This is a genomic window from Allopusillimonas soli (assembly GCF_004153445.1).
In the GTDB taxonomy this organism is placed as follows: domain Bacteria; phylum Pseudomonadota; class Gammaproteobacteria; order Burkholderiales; family Burkholderiaceae_B; genus Allopusillimonas; species Allopusillimonas soli.
Window position 1 is genome coordinate 33,498 of the sequence record NZ_SDQC01000009.1, and the last position, 15,867, is coordinate 49,364.

Below are 15,867 nucleotides of genomic sequence, written 5' to 3' on the forward strand. Positions count from 1 at the left end.
CTTGGCCTGCTTCGTTTTTCCCCGCACGGAAATCATGGATGTCTGAATGAATCGCTGCTTGATCTCGGCCGCCATGGCCGTCTTTTTTTTCTTCCTGGCCTGGGCGGTTTCGCTGCGACAGGCCCTGCTGTTTCTGGTGGGAATAGGCCTGGGTGGAGTGCTGGCAGGCGCCCGCTTCGGGTTCACTACAGGCTGGAGGCTGCTGATCGAGAATCGCGATGCAAGCGGCGTGATGGCGCAGCTGTTCCTGCTTGGCCTTGCTGCCGCAGTGTGCATGCCGTTACTGGCTGCGTTCCCCGGCGAACTCGGCGCCGCGCTCGGGCCTCCGAGCTATAGCCTGCTGATAGGTGCGTTTGTCTTTGGCCTGGCCATGCAGGTGGCCGATGGCTGCGGCTCCGGCACGCTTTACAAGGCGGGCCTGGGTATCCCCTTGAACATGGGCATACTGCCGATATTTGCGTTAGGCAGCTTCCTGGGCTCGGCGCAGCTGGAGCAGTGGCTGCAACTGGGCAGCATTGCGCCGGTAGGCCTGGTCGCGCGCTTCGGACTCCTGGAAGCCTTCGGCATCACGCTGCTGGGATTGATCGCTCTTGGCTGGGCCGCGCTGCGATGGTCTGATCGCATTGCTCCGTGGTTCAACAAGAAATTATTCATTGGCGCCATGCTGCTGGCCGTGCTGGCCGCGCTTAACTTGATAATAGCCGGGCAGCCGTGGGGCATTGTGTATGGGTTCGGTCTTTGGGGCGCCAAGGCGGCCACGGCGCTGGGTGTATTCGATCCGACCGCCAATGCATTCTGGAGCGAGCCCGTCAATGTGCGCACGCTATCGCAGTCGGTGTTTCTGGACGTCACATCCATCACCAATATAGGTATTCTGGCCGGCGCGCTGTGGATTGCCGCCAAAAGAAAGGTGGGCGCCGCAGAGCCCAGGTCATTGACAGGCACGCAGTGGGTGGTGGGCATAGCGGCGGGCTTCTTGCTGGGCTATAGCTCCAGGCTTGCCTTTGGCTGCAATATCGGCGCCATGGTCAGCGGCATTTCCACGGGCAGCCTGCACGGCTGGATATGGGTGCCCATGGCCTTCATGGGCTCTCTGATAGGTGTGCGGGTGCGCCGCCGCTTCAACTTCTAGGGAACGCGCCATGAAACTGAAGTCCAAACTTTCTCTGGCCCTATGGATCGTTCTTGTCGCTTTCTTCACATGGGACTGGTTTGTATCCGAACCCATCAATCATCGGCTCGAACCACCTCTGGTCGCGATAGGCTCAGGGCAGGCGCCATCCGGTGGGCACTGCGCATCGACGTTCTAGTCAGTTGTCCGTTGCTACCAGTCGTATCCGTGTGATTTCCGATCGCGCGCCTATGCGCATCGGCGGACCCCAGTACCCCGTTCCGCGGCTTACGTAGATTCTCAACGTACCGAGCGAATTCAGACCCGCAACAAAAGGCTGCTGCAAAGGTACGAAATACCCCCAGGGCCAGAACTGGCCGCCATGGGTGTGGCCCGACAGCTGCAGATCGAAGCCGGCAGCCTCGGCGGCCTGCGCACTGCGTGGTTGGTGGGCAAGCAGGATTCTGAGCGCGGCTTCGGGCGGCGCGCCTGCCAGTGCCGCCGCGGGGTCGCTGCGCTGCGTTCTATCGAAGGCGCCGGCGCCATAGTCGGTGACGCCCGCCAGCACGAGACTGGCGCCGTCTCGGCGCAGCACGCGGTGCTCGTTCATCAGCACGGCCAGGCCCATTGCGCGGAAGGCCTGCACCCACTCGTCGGCGCCGGAATAGTACTCGTGGTTTCCAGTCACCAGATGAACGCCGTGGGGCGCCTTCAATTGTGCAAGCGGCGCCACATCGGCGGCGAGGCGCGCCACGCTGCCGTCGATGATGTCGCCGGTTATGACAATGACATCGGGCCGCAGATCATTGGTTCGGTCGACCACGGCCTGGACATAGGAGCGCTTGATGGTGGGACCCACATGAATGTCGCTGAGTTGGGCAATGGTATAGCCGTGCAGCGCGCGGGGCAGCCCGACGATGGGGATGTCGACCCGGGTGATTCCCGCGATTCGCCGGCTGTTGAAAAGGCCCAGCAGCACTGCCGCTGATGAAATGACGGCCACGGCCAGGGCGCTCCAGCCGAGCAGGTCCGTCCATGCGAGCATGGCATCGGGGAAGCCGGGCCAGATCAGGCGGACGCCGGCCACGGCCAAGAGCAGCGCATCGCGCAGCACTGTCAGCACAAAGAGCCAGGAAAAAAATCCCATGGAGAGAAAGCCTGCCCACGCCAGCATATCGCCATGGCGCTTTCCCACGGCGCGGCGGGTGCTGAAACCCGCGAGGATAAGCACGTATATCAAGACAAGCCCGCCGGCAATGGCCAGGCGGGTTGCGGGGAAGGATGCCGCCTGGCATAGGCGCAGGGCGGTGTATAGATGCACCAGGGCCAACAATACGGGCAAGCGGCGCAGGAAGGATGAGAGACGGGTCATAGGCTACGTTTTACAGCACTTCGCCTTTGCCCGCCCTGGCGGTGCGGTGGCATGGATGCCACGCGCGGCATCCATGCGCGGGCCTACATGCCGTTGTAGACCGGGCCTTCTCCGCCCTGGGGCGCCACCCAAACGATGTTCTGCGTAGGGTCCTTGATGTCGCAGGTCTTGCAATGTACGCAGTTCTGCGCATTGATCTGCAATCTGTCTTTTCCGTCGTCATCCGTCACGAATTCATAGACGCCTGCCGGACAGTAGCGGGCCTCGGGTCCGCCAAACTTGGCCAGGTTGACATCGACCGGTATCGAAGCGTCTTTGAGCGTAAGGTGCACGGGCTCGTTTTCATCGTGATTGGTATTGGAAATGAACACCGAGCTGAGACGGTCGAACGTGAGCTTGCCGTCCGGCTTGGGATATTCGATGCGGGGACAGTCGGCCGCAGGCTGAAGACAGGCATGGTCGGGCTTGCTGTGATGCAGCGTCCAGGGCATTTTGCCCTTGAGCAGCCACTGTTCTATGCCGGTCATGAGCGTGGCTATGGTGCGGCCTTTTTTGAACCATTGCTTGAAATTGCGGGCCTTGTTCAGCTCGGCGTGCAGCCAGGAATCCTTGAACAGGGCAGGGTAGGCGGTAAGCTCGTCCTGGCTGCGTCCGGCCTTGAGCGCTTCGAATGCGGCCTCGGCGGCCATGGAGCCCGTCTTGATGGCGGAGTGGCTGCCTTTGATGCGCGACGCATTCAGAAAGCCTGCTTCACAGCCGACAAGGGCGCCGCCCGGAAAGACGACCTTAGGCAGGCAGGTGAGTCCGCCCGCGGTCAGTGCCCGTGCGCCATAGGAAATGCGTTTGCCACCTTCGAAGGTGGGCCGAATGGCGGGGTGGGTTTTGTAGCGCTGGAACTCCTCAAAGGGCGAAAGCCATGGGTTGGCGTAGTCGAGTCCAACGACCATGCCCACTGCAACCAGGTTGTCGTTGAGGTGATACAGGAAGGACCCGCCATAGGTGTCGGAGTCCAGCGGCCAGCCGGCGGTATGCACGACCAGACCGGGCTTGCTTTGAGATGGGTCGACTTCCCACAATTCCTTGATGCCGATGCCGTAGCTTTGCGGATCACAGTCGGCGTCGAGCTTGTAGCGGGCAATGAGCTCGCGGCCAAGCTGGCCGCGCGAGCCTTCGGCAAAGATGGTGTATCGCGCGTGCAACTCCATGCCGGGCTGGTAGGCATCGGTGTGGCTGCCGTCGCGTGCAATCCCCATGTCGCCTGTGGCGACGCCCTTTACCGCGCCGCTGTCGGTGTATAGCACTTCCACCGCAGCGAAGCCGGGGAAAATATCCACGCCCAGCGCTTCGGCCTGCTCGCCGAGCCAACGCGTAACATAGCCCAGGCGCACGATATAGTTGCCATGATTCCGGAAGCAGTCGGGCAGCATCCAGCCTGGGGTACCGCGCGCACCCTTTTCGGAGAGAAAAAGGAACTTGTCTTCGGTGACGGCGGTATCAAGCGGTGCACCTTTCTCCTTCCAGTCTGGAATGAGCTCTGCAAGCGCCTGGGGATCCATGACGGCGCCAGACAGGATATGCGCGCCAATTTCCGGCCCCTTTTCCAGCACGCACACGCTGACTTCGTGCTCGTGCTGGGCAGCCAATTGCTTGAGCCGTATGGCAGCTGCCAGGCCAGCAGGCCCTCCGCCTACCACGACGACATCGTACTCCATCGATTCGCGTTCAGCCATGTCGTTTCGATCTCCTGGTTTATATAATTTGATGCGGCCCCCGCAGGGCACGGACAGCATTTGATTGTATTGCAGTATGAGGCTTTCCCGCGAATTCACCAATGTATACTGGACAGCAAAACCAAGGGTTAACAACAGGTTAAGACAAATGCAAAACAACGAGGCGCTCATTGCCGCGCTGCAGGATGCCGTTTTCCGGTGCAGCATACCCCTGCGATGGGGCGACATGGATGCCATGCGCCACGTCAACAACGCCGTTTACTTCCGCTTCTTCGAAGAGGCCCGCATGCGCATGCTCGATAACGCACAGGCAGTCGATCGCACGCGCCGCGGCTTTGTACTGGCGCACACGTCATGCGATTTTCTGCGCCCTCTTGTTTATCCGGGCAGCGTGGTGGTGGTGCAGATCATCCGACGGGTCGGACGCAGCAGTTTTGCGCTTGATGCCGTCATCGAGCGCGAAGACGAGCCTGGCGTTGCCTACGCGAAAGGGCACTACGTGGTTGTCGGCGTGGACATTGCCACCGGCCGCTCAATGCCGTGGCTGGAAGGCGAGCTCGAGCGGCTGGCCAAGGCGGTGAATCCTGCCGAGGTATCGCCCGCAGCGTAAAATCGTCACCGATATGAGTTTGTCATTTTCCCAAAACGCGGCGCTGGGGCAGTTGAACAGCGCCATAACTTCAAAGTATTGAAATAAGGACAGCAGTCATGGATAAAGTCTATGCGAGTGCTGCGGAAGCGCTCAAGGGCGTCGTCGCAGACGGCCAGACCATCGCCGTGGGCGGCTTCGGCCTGTGCGGCATTCCCGAAGCCCTGATCGCGGCGCTGCGCGACTCCAACGTGCAGAACCTCACATGCGTCAGTAACAATGCCGGCGTGGACGATTTTGGGCTGGGCCAGCTGCTGACAACGCGTCAGATCAAGAAAATGATCGCCTCGTATGTGGGCGAGAACAAAGAGTTTGAGCGTCAATTCCTGGCTGGCGAACTGGAGCTTGAGTTCACCCCGCAAGGCACACTGGCTGAAAAGCTTCGCGCAGGCGGCGCCGGCATACCCGCCTTCTATACGCGCACTGGCGTGGGCACGGTGGTATCGGACGGCAAGGAAATCCGCGAGTTCGATGGCGAGCAATTCGTCATGGAGCGCGCCATCGTTCCCGATGTATCACTCGTCAAGGCCTACAAGGCCGATCGCAGCGGCAACCTGGTGTTTCGCAAGACGGCACGCAATTTCAATCCCAATGTGGCCATGGCGGGGAAGATCACCGTGGTCGAGGTGGAAGAGATCGTGGAGCTGGGTGCGATCGATCCCGACGACGTACATCTGCCGGGCATCTACGTGCACCGCATCGTGCTCAACGCCAGTCCGGAGAAACGCATCGAGAAACGTACTGTACGCAACGCGCAAGGAGCTTGAATCATGGCATGGGATCGTGAACAAATGGCAGCGCGCGCAGCGCGCGAACTGCAGGACGGTTTTTATGTGAACCTGGGCATAGGCATGCCGACACTGGTTGCCAATCATGTGCCGCCTGGTGTCGAAGTATGGCTGCAATCCGAAAACGGCTTGCTGGGTATCGGGCCTTTCCCGACCGACGATGAAATCGATGCCGATCTTATCAACGCCGGCAAACAGACGGTGACGACGCTGCCAGGCTCTTCCATTTTCGCCTCGGCGGACTCCTTTGCGATGATACGCGGAGGCAAGATCAACCTCGCCATTCTTGGGGCGATGCAGGTATCCGAAAAGGGCGATCTGGCCAACTGGATGATCCCGGGCAAGATGATCAAAGGCATGGGCGGCGCAATGGATCTGGTCGCCGGTGTGGGACGTGTGGTCATTCTCATGGACCACGTGGCCAAGAAAAAAGACGGCACCGAAGATTTCAAGCTGCTGCCCGAGTGCACGCTGCCTCTGACCGGCGTGGGTGTGGTGGATCTCATCATCACCGATCTGGGTGTCATGGAGGTGGGCGAGAACGGCCTGAAGCTCATCGAGCTCGCACCAGGCGTCACCGTTGATGAAATCAAGGCCAAGACGCCGGCCCGGCTCGATGTTTCCGCGGTAAGCTGAAATCCATGGCCACGCCAGCCAGCACCATCGCCGCACGTCTGTCTGCATTGCGGGCCGCCATGGCACAGCGTCAGCTCGACGCTTGCGTGTTTCTTACGGCGGACCCGCACCTGTCGGAGTACCTGCCGGATCATTGGCAGGGCCGCGCCTGGCTTAGCGGCTTCGAAGGATCGGCTGGCACGCTGGTGGTGACCGCCAGCCAGGCCGCACTCTGGACCGACAGCCGCTATTGGGAACAGGCCGAAGGCGAGCTGGCGGGCACCGGCATCGCTGTCATGCGCGCCGGCGCGCTTGACGTGCCCGGGCCCAGTGCCTGGGCGGGTGAGACGCTTGTCAAAGGCGGGCGTGTCTGCATCGACGCGCGCACCCTGTCGCTGTCCGCACACAGGCAGTGGCAGAATGCCCTGCGCGCACACGATATCGCCCTGGTTACAGATCAGGATGTCCTGGCTGATGTCTGGCGGAACCGCCCCGCCTTGCCTTGCAAGCCAGTGTACGAGCATCTTCCGCCGCATGCCTGCCGCACGCGTGCGGAGAACCTGGCGGGGGTGCGCGCCGGGATGCGTGAACAGGGCGCCGATTGGCACTGGCTATCCTCACTGGACGACATCGCCTGGCTGTTCAATCTGCGCGGCAGTGATGTCTCGTACAACCCTGTTTTTCTGGCCCACGCACTGATCGGAGCGGATGAGGCCCGATTGTTCGTGGCGCCTGGCAAGATCGGCGACGCCCTGCGCGAACAGCTCGGCAGCGAAGGCGTCCAGGTGCTCGATTATGAAGATGCGCCGGGAGTATTGGCCAGCCTGCCTGAAAACAGTGCACTACTGGTCGACCCCGACCGTTGCACGGCCAGTGCCCTGGCGGCAGCGGCCTATGTGCGCATCATCGAATCACTGAACCCTTCCCAGCGGTTGAAGTCCCGCAAGAACACAGCGGAAGCCGATAATGTGCGGGCCGTCATGGCGCAGGATGGCGCGGCGCTGTGCGAGTTCTTTGCCTGGCTGGAAGCCAATCTGGGGCGCGAGCGCATTACCGAGATATCGGTCGATGAGCAGATCTGCGCAGCGCGCGCGCGCAGGCCGGGCTTCGTAACGCCTAGTTTTGGCACCATCGCTGCCTATAACGCCAATGGCGCCATGCCTCACTACCATGCCACGCCCGAGGCGCATGCCGTCATCGAAGGCAGTGGCCTGCTGCTTATTGATTCGGGCGGACAGTATCTTGGCGGCACGACCGACATCACCCGCGTGGTACCCATAGGCACACCCAGCGAGGCCCAGAAGCGCGACTACACCTATGTGCTCAAAGGCATGATCGCATTGTCCTGCGCCGTCTTTCCGCGCGGCACCCCGGCGCCCATGCTGGATGTTCTGGCCCGCAACCCCATCTGGCAGGCCGGCGGCGAATACGGCCACGGAACCGGCCATGGCGTGGGCTATTTTCTGAATGTCCACGAGGGCCCCCAGTCCATTTCCTACCGTGCCCAGGTCAATCCGGACATGGCTTTTCTGCCGGGCATGATTACCTCCAACGAGCCCGGCCTGTACCGGCCGGGCCGATGGGGCATACGCATCGAGAACCTGGTGCTGACCGTGCCGGCGATGGAAACCGAGTTTGGCGAGTTCCTCCGTTTCGAGACGCTGACCTTGTGCCCCATAGACACCCGCTGCATCGACGCTGCGCTGCTCACACAGGCTGAGTGCGACTGGCTCAACGCTTATCATGCGCAGGTGCGTGAGCGCCTTGCGCCTCTGGTGCGCGGCGAGGCGCTCGATTGGCTGCATGCGCGCACGGCTGCCCTCTGATAAGGCCGCGCAGCCACAAAGCTCGCGTTATGTAACCACAATGGCTGCCTGAGCTCGGGCTATAATCCAAATTTCCCGCTGCTGCCCGGTTGCCCCGGGCATGTTTCAAATGACCAAATACGTATTTGTCACGGGAGGCGTCGTGTCCTCCCTGGGTAAAGGCATAGCTGCTGCGTCGCTGGCTGCCATACTTGAATCGCGGGGCCTGCGGGTCACGATGCTCAAGCTGGATCCCTATATCAATGTCGATCCGGGCACCATGAGTCCCTTCCAGCATGGCGAGGTCTTCGTTACCGATGACGGTGCGGAAACCGATCTGGACTTGGGCCATTACGAGCGTTTCGTGTCCACGCGGATGCACAAGTTCAACAACTTCACTACCGGGCAAATATACGAGTCGGTCCTGCGCAAGGAACGGCGCGGCGACTACCTGGGCAAGACTGTTCAGGTCATTCCGCACATCACCAACGAGATCCAGGATTTCATTGCCCGAGGCGCCAAGGCGGCGTGGGATGGCGCAGCCGATATTGCCATCGTGGAAATCGGCGGTACAGTGGGCGATATCGAGTCGCTTCCCTTTCTCGAGGCCATTCGCCAGATGAGCTTGCGGCTGGGACGCAATAATTCGGCCTTTGTGCACCTGACGCTGGTGCCTTATATCGGCACGGCGGGCGAACTCAAAACCAAGCCCACGCAGCACTCGGTACAGAAGCTGCGGGAGATCGGCATCTATCCGACGGCGCTGCTTTGCCGCGCCGACCGCCCCGTGCCCGACGACGAGCGCGCAAAGATTTCGCTGTTTTCCAATGTGCCGCTGGACGCGGTCATTTCGGTTTGGGATGCCGACTCCATCTATCAGATTCCGGCAATGCTGCATCGCCAGGGGCTGGACAACCTGGTTTGCGATGCCCTGGCCCTTACGCCGCCGCCGGCGGACCTTACCCTGTGGGAGCGCTTGGTCGACGCCATCGAGCACCCCGAGCACGAAGTCCGCATCGGCATGGTCGGCAAGTATGTAGACCTGACCGAGTCGTACAAGTCGCTCAGCGAGGCGCTGGTGCATGCCGGCATTCACACTCGCTCGCACGTATCCATCGAATACCTCGATTCGGAGCAGATCGACGCGGAAGGCACTGACTGTCTCAAGGGTCTTGATGCCATCCTGGTGCCTGGCGGCTTCGGCAAGCGCGGCACCGAAGGCAAGATCAAGGCCATCCGCTATGCGCGTGAAAACGGCGTGCCTTATCTGGGCATCTGCCTTGGCATGCAGTTGGCCGTTGTCGAGTTCGCGCGCAATGTCGCGGGATTGGGCGGCGCCAACAGCACCGAGTTCGACCCGGCCGCGCCGCATCCCGTGGTGGCGCTTATCACCGAGTGGCAGGATCGCGAAGGCAAGATCGAAAAGCGCGACCACACTTCCGACCTGGGCGGCACGATGCGCAAGGGTGCGCAGCGCTGTCCCGTCAAGGGCGGCACCCGCGCCTACGAGGTCTATGGGCCGCAGGTGAACGAGCGCCATCGCCACCGCTACGAAGTCAATAACGTCTATGTGTCGCGCCTCGAGGACGCCGGTCTGGTCATCAGCGCGCGTACGCCCACTGAAAATCTGCCCGAGATCATGGAATTGCCCAATCATCCCTGGTTCATGGGCGTTCAGTTCCATCCCGAGTTCACGTCCACCCCGCGCGATGGCCACCCGTTGTTCACCAGCTATATCCGTGCAGCCATCGCGCACAAGGCCGCGCGCGAGACCACCGAGCGCGCGCAGGCCTGATGAGGGCCAAGGAGCAGCCATGAAGCTATGCGGATTCGACGTCGGACTGACCCGTCCGTTTTTCCTGATTGCAGGCCCCTGTGTCATTGAGTCGCGCGAACTGGCCTTTGAAACGGCGGGTGCGCTCAAGGAGCTGACCGGCGAACTTGGCATTCCCTTCATCTACAAAAGCTCTTTCGACAAGGCCAACCGCAGTTCGGACAAATCCTACCGCGGGCCGGGCCAGGAAGAAGGCTTGCGTATCCTGGCCGATATTCGTTCGCAGCTTGGGGTGCCGGTGCTCACCGATGTGCATACCACTGAGCAGGTGGCCGAAGTCGCCAGCGTGGTCGATGTGCTCCAGACGCCCGCGTTTTTGTGCAGGCAGACGGATTTCATCCACGCCTGCGCGGCCACGCTCAAGCCGGTCAATATCAAGAAGGGCCAGTTCCTGGCGCCTCACGACATGACGCAGGTCGTCGCCAAGGCCAGGGCGGCGGCGCTGGCTGCCGGCGGAGATGGCAACAACATCATGGTGTGCGAACGGGGTGCGTCGTTCGGCTACAACAATCTGGTATCCGACATGCGGTCGCTGGCCATCATGCGCGAGACGCAATGCCCGGTGGTTTTCGATGCCACGCATTCAGTGCAACTGCCGGGCGGGCAAGGCACATCGTCGGGGGGGCAGCGCGAATTCGTCCCGGTGCTGGCGCGCGCCGCCGTGGCCGTCGGCGTGGCCGGCCTTTTCATGGAAACCCATCCTGATCCCGATAAGGCGCTCTCCGATGGCCCGAACGCGGTCCGTATGGCGGACATGCGGCGTCTGCTGTCGTCGCTGCTTGAAATAGACCGCAGCGTGAAAGCCAGCGGCATCCTGCAGAACTAGCTTTTCCGACAAGTATCTCGGCACGTTCCATGGCAATCGCATGGCGCGGCTTGTGGGGTAAACCCTTATGCGATAAACTATTGACTCGTCAATAATTGATATATCCAAGGTTTTGAATGGCTGCTACGCCAGTTACATCGGGCGCGTCCGGTGCGGGGCGCGTTCTTCCTGTTCGGCAATCGCTGCTGGCCATGATAGGCCTATGCTTTCTCAGCATGATTGTTGCCGTGGACCAGACCGTAGTGGGCACTGCACTGCCCACCGTTGCGGCCGAACTCAACGGTTTTGATTACTACGCCTGGGTTGCCACCTCTTATCTGCTCACTTGCGTCATTACGGTTCCCATATTCGGGCGACTGGGCGACTATTACGGTCGCAAGCCTTTCGTCATTGCGTCGGTCGTCGTATTCATCGGCTCATCCATCCTGTCCGGCCTTACGGAGTCCATGCTGCAATTGGTATTTACACGCGGCCTGCAGGGCATAGGCGGTGGCATGCTCATAGGTACCGCCTTCGCCTGCGTGCCCGACATGTTTCCCGATTCGCACGTGCGGCTGCGCTGGCAGATGATGCTGAGCGCATCGTTCGGCGTGGCCAACGGCTTCGGTCCGACGCTGGGCGGAATACTTACCCAGCATTTCGGCTGGCGCTCCATTTTTTTCATGACACTGCCGCTGGGCCTGGCAAGTCTCTATTTTCTTTGGCGCTATCTGCCCCATATCCGGCAGATGAAGGGAGAGAATGTACGGCTCGATTGGCGCGGCGCGCTGCTGCTCGCCCTGGGCTTGATCAGCCTGCAGTTTTTTGTGCAGTTTCTGCCGGAAGAGGGAGCCAGCCTGAATATGGTGCTGCTGGGCTGCGTCACCGCGCTGCTTTTCACGCTGCTGGTGTATTGGGAGAAGCGATGCGCCCATCCGTTGCTGCCGCTGGACATGTTCCGCAACAAGAGTCTGGCGGCCTTGTTCTGTCTGTCCTTGTTCGTCGGCTTCATCATGTTTGCCCTGCTGTATTACATTCCGCTGCTGCTGCAGGGCGGTTTCGGCCGCAACCCCCAGCAGGTGGGCCTGCTGATCACCCCCATGGTGGTGTGTATTACCTTGGGCAGTGTGTCCAATGCGCGTATCGTGGTGCGGCTGTCCCGGCCCAATCACATGTTGTACGCGGGCTATGCCCTTCTTGTGCTGGCGTGCCTGGGCATGGTGTCGCTCTCGCCCGACACTTCGTTCTGGCTGATGCTGATATACATGATCATGGCGGGCCTGGGCCTGGGTTTCGTCATGCCCAATCTGACGGTGTTCGCGCAGGAAACGGCGGGTCGCGCGTTGCTGGGCATCTCCACAGCCATGCTGCAGTCGGTGCGCATGATAGGGGGGATGCTCGGCACCGCCATAGTGGGCACGCTGGTTGGACACTATTACACCAGCGGACTGGCAGCGATGGTGCCGGAGCGGCAGGGCGCACCCTGGTTCGGCGTCCTGGGGGATCCGCAAGTACTGGTCAACCAGCACGTGCAAAGCGAATTCATCGGTACGCTGCAACGGCTCGGTCTCTATGGGGAAACCTTTATCGAATATGCCCGCGTTGCGCTGGTGGACGCGGTGCATATGGGGTTGGCATCGGTTCTGCTGATCGCCCTCGTGGGGCTTTTCTGGGTGCATCGGCTGCCTCCCATACATTTGTCGCGCGCAGCGGATACCACCGTGCGCCAGGAGCATACGACGCGTGACTGATACCGCATACTTCCAGGCCATTCAGCAACTGGGCCGTACGTATCGTTCGGTCATGACGGCTTTCGAAACCGCGATCGGACATTCCATGCCGCGATGGCGTATCCTCCTGAGACTGCACCAGGACGGAGAGATGTCGCAGAAACAGCTGGCTGCATGCCTGCCCATGGATCCCGCGGCATTGACCCGACATATCAAGGCCATAGAGGCCATGGGCTGGGTGGAGCGCCACAACGACCAACTCGACAACAGGCTGACCAATGTAGCGCTGACAGAACCAGGCCGTACGCTGGTTGAAGAAGCCCTGCCGCGTCGCGCCGCCTTCATCCGGGATATGTTCGTGGATCTGTCGCCGGAACAGGCCAACGCGCTCACCGAGCTTTTGCGTGCGCTGGAGTCGCGCATGCGCGGCGGCACTTCCAACTGAGGGCGCTATCCGTGAGCTAGGCCCGCCAGCGGCCCCGGCCCACCAGCAATGCGCGGGCCTTCGGGGTTGTAGCGCGCCAGCAATTGTTCCAGATGGCTGATGTAAGGCAGCAGGGCGCCAAAGAAGACATTGCCGCGGTGATCCTGGATCAGCAAGGTGGGAAAGTTGTCCACGTCCTCGTCATCCAGAAATTCGGGATTTTCCTCAATATCTATCCAGGCAAAGGTGTATTGCGGCCATTTGTCAGCCAGTGCCTCGAAGTCGGGCTGGTAGTCGGTGCAACTGCGGCACCAGGCAGCGCAATAGCAGGCAATCACCACGGTGTCGGGTGCATCGGCCAGGCGGGCGGCAAAGGCTTGGGCATTGTGCTGCGGGTCGAATACGGGCATGATGAATCGTAAGGGTTGCAAGACAAACCCGGGCGGGTTTGACTATGATGATAACCCTGATGTCATCCCGAGACCGGCCAATGAGTGAATCCGATATTGTTGTACGCCGTCCGCCCCGCGATGCCACGGGCATGAGCGCGGTAATGCGGGCGTTCAAGCGCGCGGCCATTACGCAGTGCCATCCCAAGATGCTCGCTGCGCTTTTCCTGCCGTTTTTCATCGCCCTGCTGGGCGCCATCGTGCTGTTGTGGGCGTTCTGGGCTCCGCTTACCGGCTGGCTCAGCGCGGAATCGGCGGACTGGGACATCATCAACCATGTCGATGCCTGGATGGTCGCCATTGGCCTGTTCTCGATCAAGCTCTACCTGATTCCCATTCTGGCGGCCGGCATCCTGCTCCCTTTGTCGGGCATATTGGGCCTGATCATTGCCGCCGTCTTCGTCATGCCCATCGTGCTCCGGCACCTGGAAAAGCACGACTATCCAGGCTTGAAGCGGCAAGGGCAGTACGCCACCGCCGTCAGCGGCTGGAATGCCGTTTGGGTGGGCGGGCTGTTCGGCATCGGCTGGCTGCTCACCATGCCGCTATGGCTGATTCCGCCATTGGCGATTCTGCTGCCTGTGTGCTGGTGGGCATTTGCATTTACCCGCATGTTGAGCGTGGACGCCATTGTGGAGCACGCCAGTTCGCGCGAGCGCCGTATTGTCTGGCGCCAGCACCGCGGCCAGCTCTGGACCATAGGCCTGATCATGGCGCTTGTCAATTTAATGCCGCCAGCGTGGTTGGTGCTGCCCGTCTTTTCGGCGCTGGTCTATGCCCACTTCAGCCTGGACGCCCTGCGCCGGCTGCGCGCGGACGGCACCATCGATGTCTGATTTTCCATTTTCCGGGTTTCCATGCCATGCCTGACACCGCTCTTCGCAATGTACGCCTTATCATCATCGGCGATGAAATCCTGTCAGGGCGACGCCAGGACAAACATTTCAGCAAGCTGATCGAGCTGCTCTCCCAGCGCGGGATGCGGCTGCGCGGGGCGGAGATTGTTCCCGACGACCGGCCGTCCATCGCGCATACCTTGAAACGCAGTTTTTCCGGCAACGACGTTGTGTTCTGCTGCGGTGGAATAGGCGGGACGCCCGACGACCAGACCCGCCAGGCCGCGGCCGAAGCACTTGGCGTGCCGCTGGCCCTGCATCCCGAGGCGAAACGGCTGATCGCCGAGCGATGTGCCGATCTTGCGCAGAAGGGGCAGGGCAGCAGCGATATGTCGCTGCCGGAGAACCAGCAGCGCCTGCAGATGGGAATGTTCCCGCAAGGGGCGGAAATCGTCCCCAATCCATACAACAAGATTCCAGGATTTTTCATCCGGGATCATACCTTCATGCCCGGGTTTCCCGTCATGGCCTGGCCCATGATGGCCTGGACGCTGGACACGCGCTACAGGCATCTACAGCATCAGGTGGCTTACACGGAACACTCGTTCATTGTGTTTGGATTGCCCGAATCGCGCATAGCGCCCGTCATGGAGGAGTTGGAGCGCCGCTGGCCAGGCGTCAAGGCTTTCAGCCTGCCCAGCATGAGCGCCGACGGGCGTTCACACATCGATTTGGGCGTCAAGGGCGAGCCAGATGCCGCGGCGCAGGCTCTGGCCTTTTTGCGGGAAGCGGCGGTGAGCGCAGGCGGTACGCTGAATCCGCCGCAGAAATAATGCTTGCCAAAAACGAGGATACTTTCCATAATATGGGAAATGCTGCAATGCGACAAATATTATGGCCAGACCTTCATTGCTCGATCAGACACTGAACGGCGCGTCGCCGCTCAATGACACGCATATCACGATACAAGTCCTGGAGCGTGCGATGCTGCTGCTGGACGTGCTCGCGTCCAGGCCCGATCCTGTACCGCTCAAGGACCTTGCCACGGCGACCGGCCTGCACACTTCCACCACCCATCGCATATTGAACGATCTTGTGGTTGGCCGCTATGTCGAGCGGGTGGACAGCGGGTTGTATCAGCTGGGCATGCGTCTGCTGGAACTAGGTTCGCTGGTCAAGGGGCGGCTCAATGTGCGCGAGGTGGCCATCGAGCACATGCGCGCACTGCACAAGGCTACGGGGCAAACCGTCAATCTGTCCCTGCAGCAGGGCGACGAAATCGTCTATATCGAGCGGGCATGGAGCGAGCGCTCGGGCATGCAGGTTGTCCGGGCCATTGGCGGGCGGGCGCCGCTGCACCTGACCTCCACCGGCAAGTTGTTCCTGTCTGTCAGCGATCCTCGGCAAGTGCGCGCCTACGCGATGCGAACGGGGTTGGCGGGCACCACGCGCAATAGCATTACCGACACGGACGCCCTGGACCGTGACCTGGCGCTGGTGCGCAGACACGGCTATTCGCGCGACAACGAGGAACTTGAACTCGGGGTGCGGTGCATTGCGGCGGGTGTCTACGATGATACCGGCAAGCTGCAGGCTGGTCTGTCGCTATCGGCGCCGGCGGAGCGCATGCGCGACGAATGGATACCGCTTTTGCTGCAGACCGCGGCGACGATTTCCGAGGCGCTGGGCTATGAGGCGCCTGCTGCGCATTAAATATTT

The 15,867-nt window shown here is 61.1% G+C and carries 16 protein-coding genes; 13 read left to right on the plus strand and 3 right to left on the minus strand.

The features are described 5' to 3' along the window. Positions 1-46: 46 nt before the first annotated feature. Together ERD78_RS19120 and ERD78_RS19840 are read left to right on the plus strand one after the other, a co-directional pair. A complete protein-coding gene (locus ERD78_RS19120) occupies positions 47-1,132 on the plus strand; it encodes a YeeE/YedE thiosulfate transporter family protein (protein WP_129971501.1) in 1,086 nt (361 codons plus the stop codon). Positions 1,133-1,142: 10 nt separating this feature from the next. Next, positions 1,143-1,310, plus strand: coding sequence for a hypothetical protein (locus ERD78_RS19840; protein ID WP_167668996.1), 168 nt, complete (start codon positions 1,143-1,145; stop codon positions 1,308-1,310). Here the strand turns inward: ERD78_RS19840 and ERD78_RS19125 are convergent, their stop codons facing one another. Next, positions 1,311-2,483: a metallophosphoesterase gene (locus tag ERD78_RS19125; RefSeq protein ID WP_129971502.1), complete on the minus strand. Its 1,173-nt coding sequence runs from the start codon at positions 2,481-2,483 to the stop codon at positions 1,311-1,313. 83 nt (positions 2,484-2,566) lie between these two features. Further along, on the minus strand, positions 2,567-4,213 hold the full coding sequence (locus ERD78_RS19130) for an electron transfer flavoprotein-ubiquinone oxidoreductase (protein ID WP_167668997.1): 1,647 nt from the start codon (positions 4,211-4,213) through the stop codon (positions 2,567-2,569). Positions 4,214-4,361: 148 nt separating this feature from the next. On the opposite strand from ERD78_RS19130, the gene ERD78_RS19135 reads away from it, so the two are divergent. The 8 genes from ERD78_RS19135 (at position 4,362) to ERD78_RS19170 (ending at position 12,884) form a co-directional block, all read left to right on the plus strand. After that, complete coding sequence (locus tag ERD78_RS19135) at positions 4,362-4,823, plus strand: acyl-CoA thioesterase (RefSeq protein ID WP_167668998.1); 462 nt, start codon at positions 4,362-4,364, stop codon at positions 4,821-4,823. Positions 4,824-4,921: 98 nt separating this feature from the next. Continuing rightward, positions 4,922-5,629, plus strand: coding sequence for a CoA transferase subunit A (locus tag ERD78_RS19140; RefSeq protein WP_129971504.1), 708 nt, complete (start codon positions 4,922-4,924; stop codon positions 5,627-5,629). 3 nt (positions 5,630-5,632) lie between these two features. Continuing rightward, positions 5,633-6,286 (plus strand): CoA transferase subunit B, encoded by a 654-nt coding sequence (locus tag ERD78_RS19145; RefSeq protein ID WP_129971505.1) that lies wholly within the window; start codon positions 5,633-5,635, stop codon positions 6,284-6,286. 5 nt (positions 6,287-6,291) lie between these two features. Continuing rightward, positions 6,292-8,091 carry an aminopeptidase P family protein gene (locus ERD78_RS19150; RefSeq protein ID WP_129971506.1) on the plus strand — a complete coding sequence of 600 codons (1,800 nt, stop codon included), beginning with the start codon at positions 6,292-6,294 and terminating at the stop codon, positions 8,089-8,091. 109 nt (positions 8,092-8,200) lie between these two features. Then, complete coding sequence (locus ERD78_RS19155) at positions 8,201-9,865, plus strand: CTP synthase (protein ID WP_129971507.1); 1,665 nt, start codon at positions 8,201-8,203, stop codon at positions 9,863-9,865. 19 nt (positions 9,866-9,884) lie between these two features. Then, complete coding sequence (gene kdsA / locus ERD78_RS19160) at positions 9,885-10,730, plus strand: 3-deoxy-8-phosphooctulonate synthase (RefSeq protein ID WP_129971508.1); 846 nt, start codon at positions 9,885-9,887, stop codon at positions 10,728-10,730. A gap of 116 nt (positions 10,731-10,846) precedes the next feature. Then, positions 10,847-12,460: an MFS transporter gene (locus ERD78_RS19165; RefSeq protein WP_245152543.1), complete on the plus strand. Its 1,614-nt coding sequence runs from the start codon at positions 10,847-10,849 to the stop codon at positions 12,458-12,460. Next, on the plus strand, positions 12,453-12,884 hold the full coding sequence (locus ERD78_RS19170; RefSeq protein ID WP_245152544.1) for a MarR family winged helix-turn-helix transcriptional regulator: 432 nt from the start codon (positions 12,453-12,455) through the stop codon (positions 12,882-12,884). The genes ERD78_RS19165 and ERD78_RS19170 overlap by 8 nt, the downstream gene beginning before the upstream one ends. Positions 12,885-12,889: 5 nt before the next feature. On the opposite strand, the gene ERD78_RS19175 is transcribed toward ERD78_RS19170, so the two are convergent. Then, positions 12,890-13,273, minus strand: coding sequence for a thioredoxin family protein (locus ERD78_RS19175; protein WP_129971509.1), 384 nt, complete (start codon positions 13,271-13,273; stop codon positions 12,890-12,892). An 80-nt stretch (positions 13,274-13,353) separates the two neighbouring features. Here ERD78_RS19175 and ERD78_RS19180 point away from each other — a divergent pair, with 80 nt between their 5' ends. From ERD78_RS19180 to ERD78_RS19190, 3 genes are all read left to right on the plus strand, one after another. Next, positions 13,354-14,148: an EI24 domain-containing protein gene (locus ERD78_RS19180; RefSeq protein ID WP_129971510.1), complete on the plus strand. Its 795-nt coding sequence runs from the start codon at positions 13,354-13,356 to the stop codon at positions 14,146-14,148. A gap of 26 nt (positions 14,149-14,174) precedes the next feature. Then, on the plus strand, positions 14,175-14,981 hold the full coding sequence (locus ERD78_RS19185; protein ID WP_129971511.1) for a competence/damage-inducible protein A: 807 nt from the start codon (positions 14,175-14,177) through the stop codon (positions 14,979-14,981). Between the two features lie 61 nt (positions 14,982-15,042). After that, complete coding sequence (locus ERD78_RS19190; RefSeq protein ID WP_129971512.1) at positions 15,043-15,861, plus strand: IclR family transcriptional regulator; 819 nt, start codon at positions 15,043-15,045, stop codon at positions 15,859-15,861. Positions 15,862-15,867: the final 6 nt, after the last annotated feature.

What these genes read in the sequence shown, in the direction of transcription:
- ERD78_RS19190 (WP_129971512.1), top strand. Translation starts at nt 15,043, where the DNA reads ATGGCCAGACCTTCATTGCTCGATCAGACACTGAACGGCGCGTCGCCG.
- ERD78_RS19185 (WP_129971511.1), top strand. Translation starts at nt 14,175, where the DNA reads ATGCCTGACACCGCTCTTCGCAATGTACGCCTTATCATCATCGGCGAT.
- ERD78_RS19130 (WP_167668997.1), bottom strand. Translation starts at nt 4,213, where the DNA reads ATGGCTGAACGCGAATCGATGGAGTACGATGTCGTCGTGGTAGGCGGA.
- ERD78_RS19175 (WP_129971509.1), bottom strand. Translation starts at nt 13,273, where the DNA reads ATGCCCGTATTCGACCCGCAGCACAATGCCCAAGCCTTTGCCGCCCGC.
- ERD78_RS19180 (WP_129971510.1), top strand. Translation starts at nt 13,354, where the DNA reads ATGAGTGAATCCGATATTGTTGTACGCCGTCCGCCCCGCGATGCCACG.
- ERD78_RS19125 (WP_129971502.1), bottom strand. Translation starts at nt 2,483, where the DNA reads ATGACCCGTCTCTCATCCTTCCTGCGCCGCTTGCCCGTATTGTTGGCC.
- ERD78_RS19135 (WP_167668998.1), top strand. Translation starts at nt 4,362, where the DNA reads ATGCAAAACAACGAGGCGCTCATTGCCGCGCTGCAGGATGCCGTTTTC.
- ERD78_RS19155 (WP_129971507.1), top strand. Translation starts at nt 8,201, where the DNA reads ATGACCAAATACGTATTTGTCACGGGAGGCGTCGTGTCCTCCCTGGGT.
- ERD78_RS19145 (WP_129971505.1), top strand. Translation starts at nt 5,633, where the DNA reads ATGGCATGGGATCGTGAACAAATGGCAGCGCGCGCAGCGCGCGAACTG.
- ERD78_RS19165 (WP_245152543.1), top strand. Translation starts at nt 10,847, where the DNA reads ATGGCTGCTACGCCAGTTACATCGGGCGCGTCCGGTGCGGGGCGCGTT.
- ERD78_RS19140 (WP_129971504.1), top strand. Translation starts at nt 4,922, where the DNA reads ATGGATAAAGTCTATGCGAGTGCTGCGGAAGCGCTCAAGGGCGTCGTC.
- ERD78_RS19150 (WP_129971506.1), top strand. Translation starts at nt 6,292, where the DNA reads ATGGCCACGCCAGCCAGCACCATCGCCGCACGTCTGTCTGCATTGCGG.
- ERD78_RS19840 (WP_167668996.1), top strand. Translation starts at nt 1,143, where the DNA reads ATGAAACTGAAGTCCAAACTTTCTCTGGCCCTATGGATCGTTCTTGTC.
- kdsA (WP_129971508.1), top strand. Translation starts at nt 9,885, where the DNA reads ATGAAGCTATGCGGATTCGACGTCGGACTGACCCGTCCGTTTTTCCTG.
- ERD78_RS19120 (WP_129971501.1), top strand. Translation starts at nt 47, where the DNA reads ATGAATCGCTGCTTGATCTCGGCCGCCATGGCCGTCTTTTTTTTCTTC.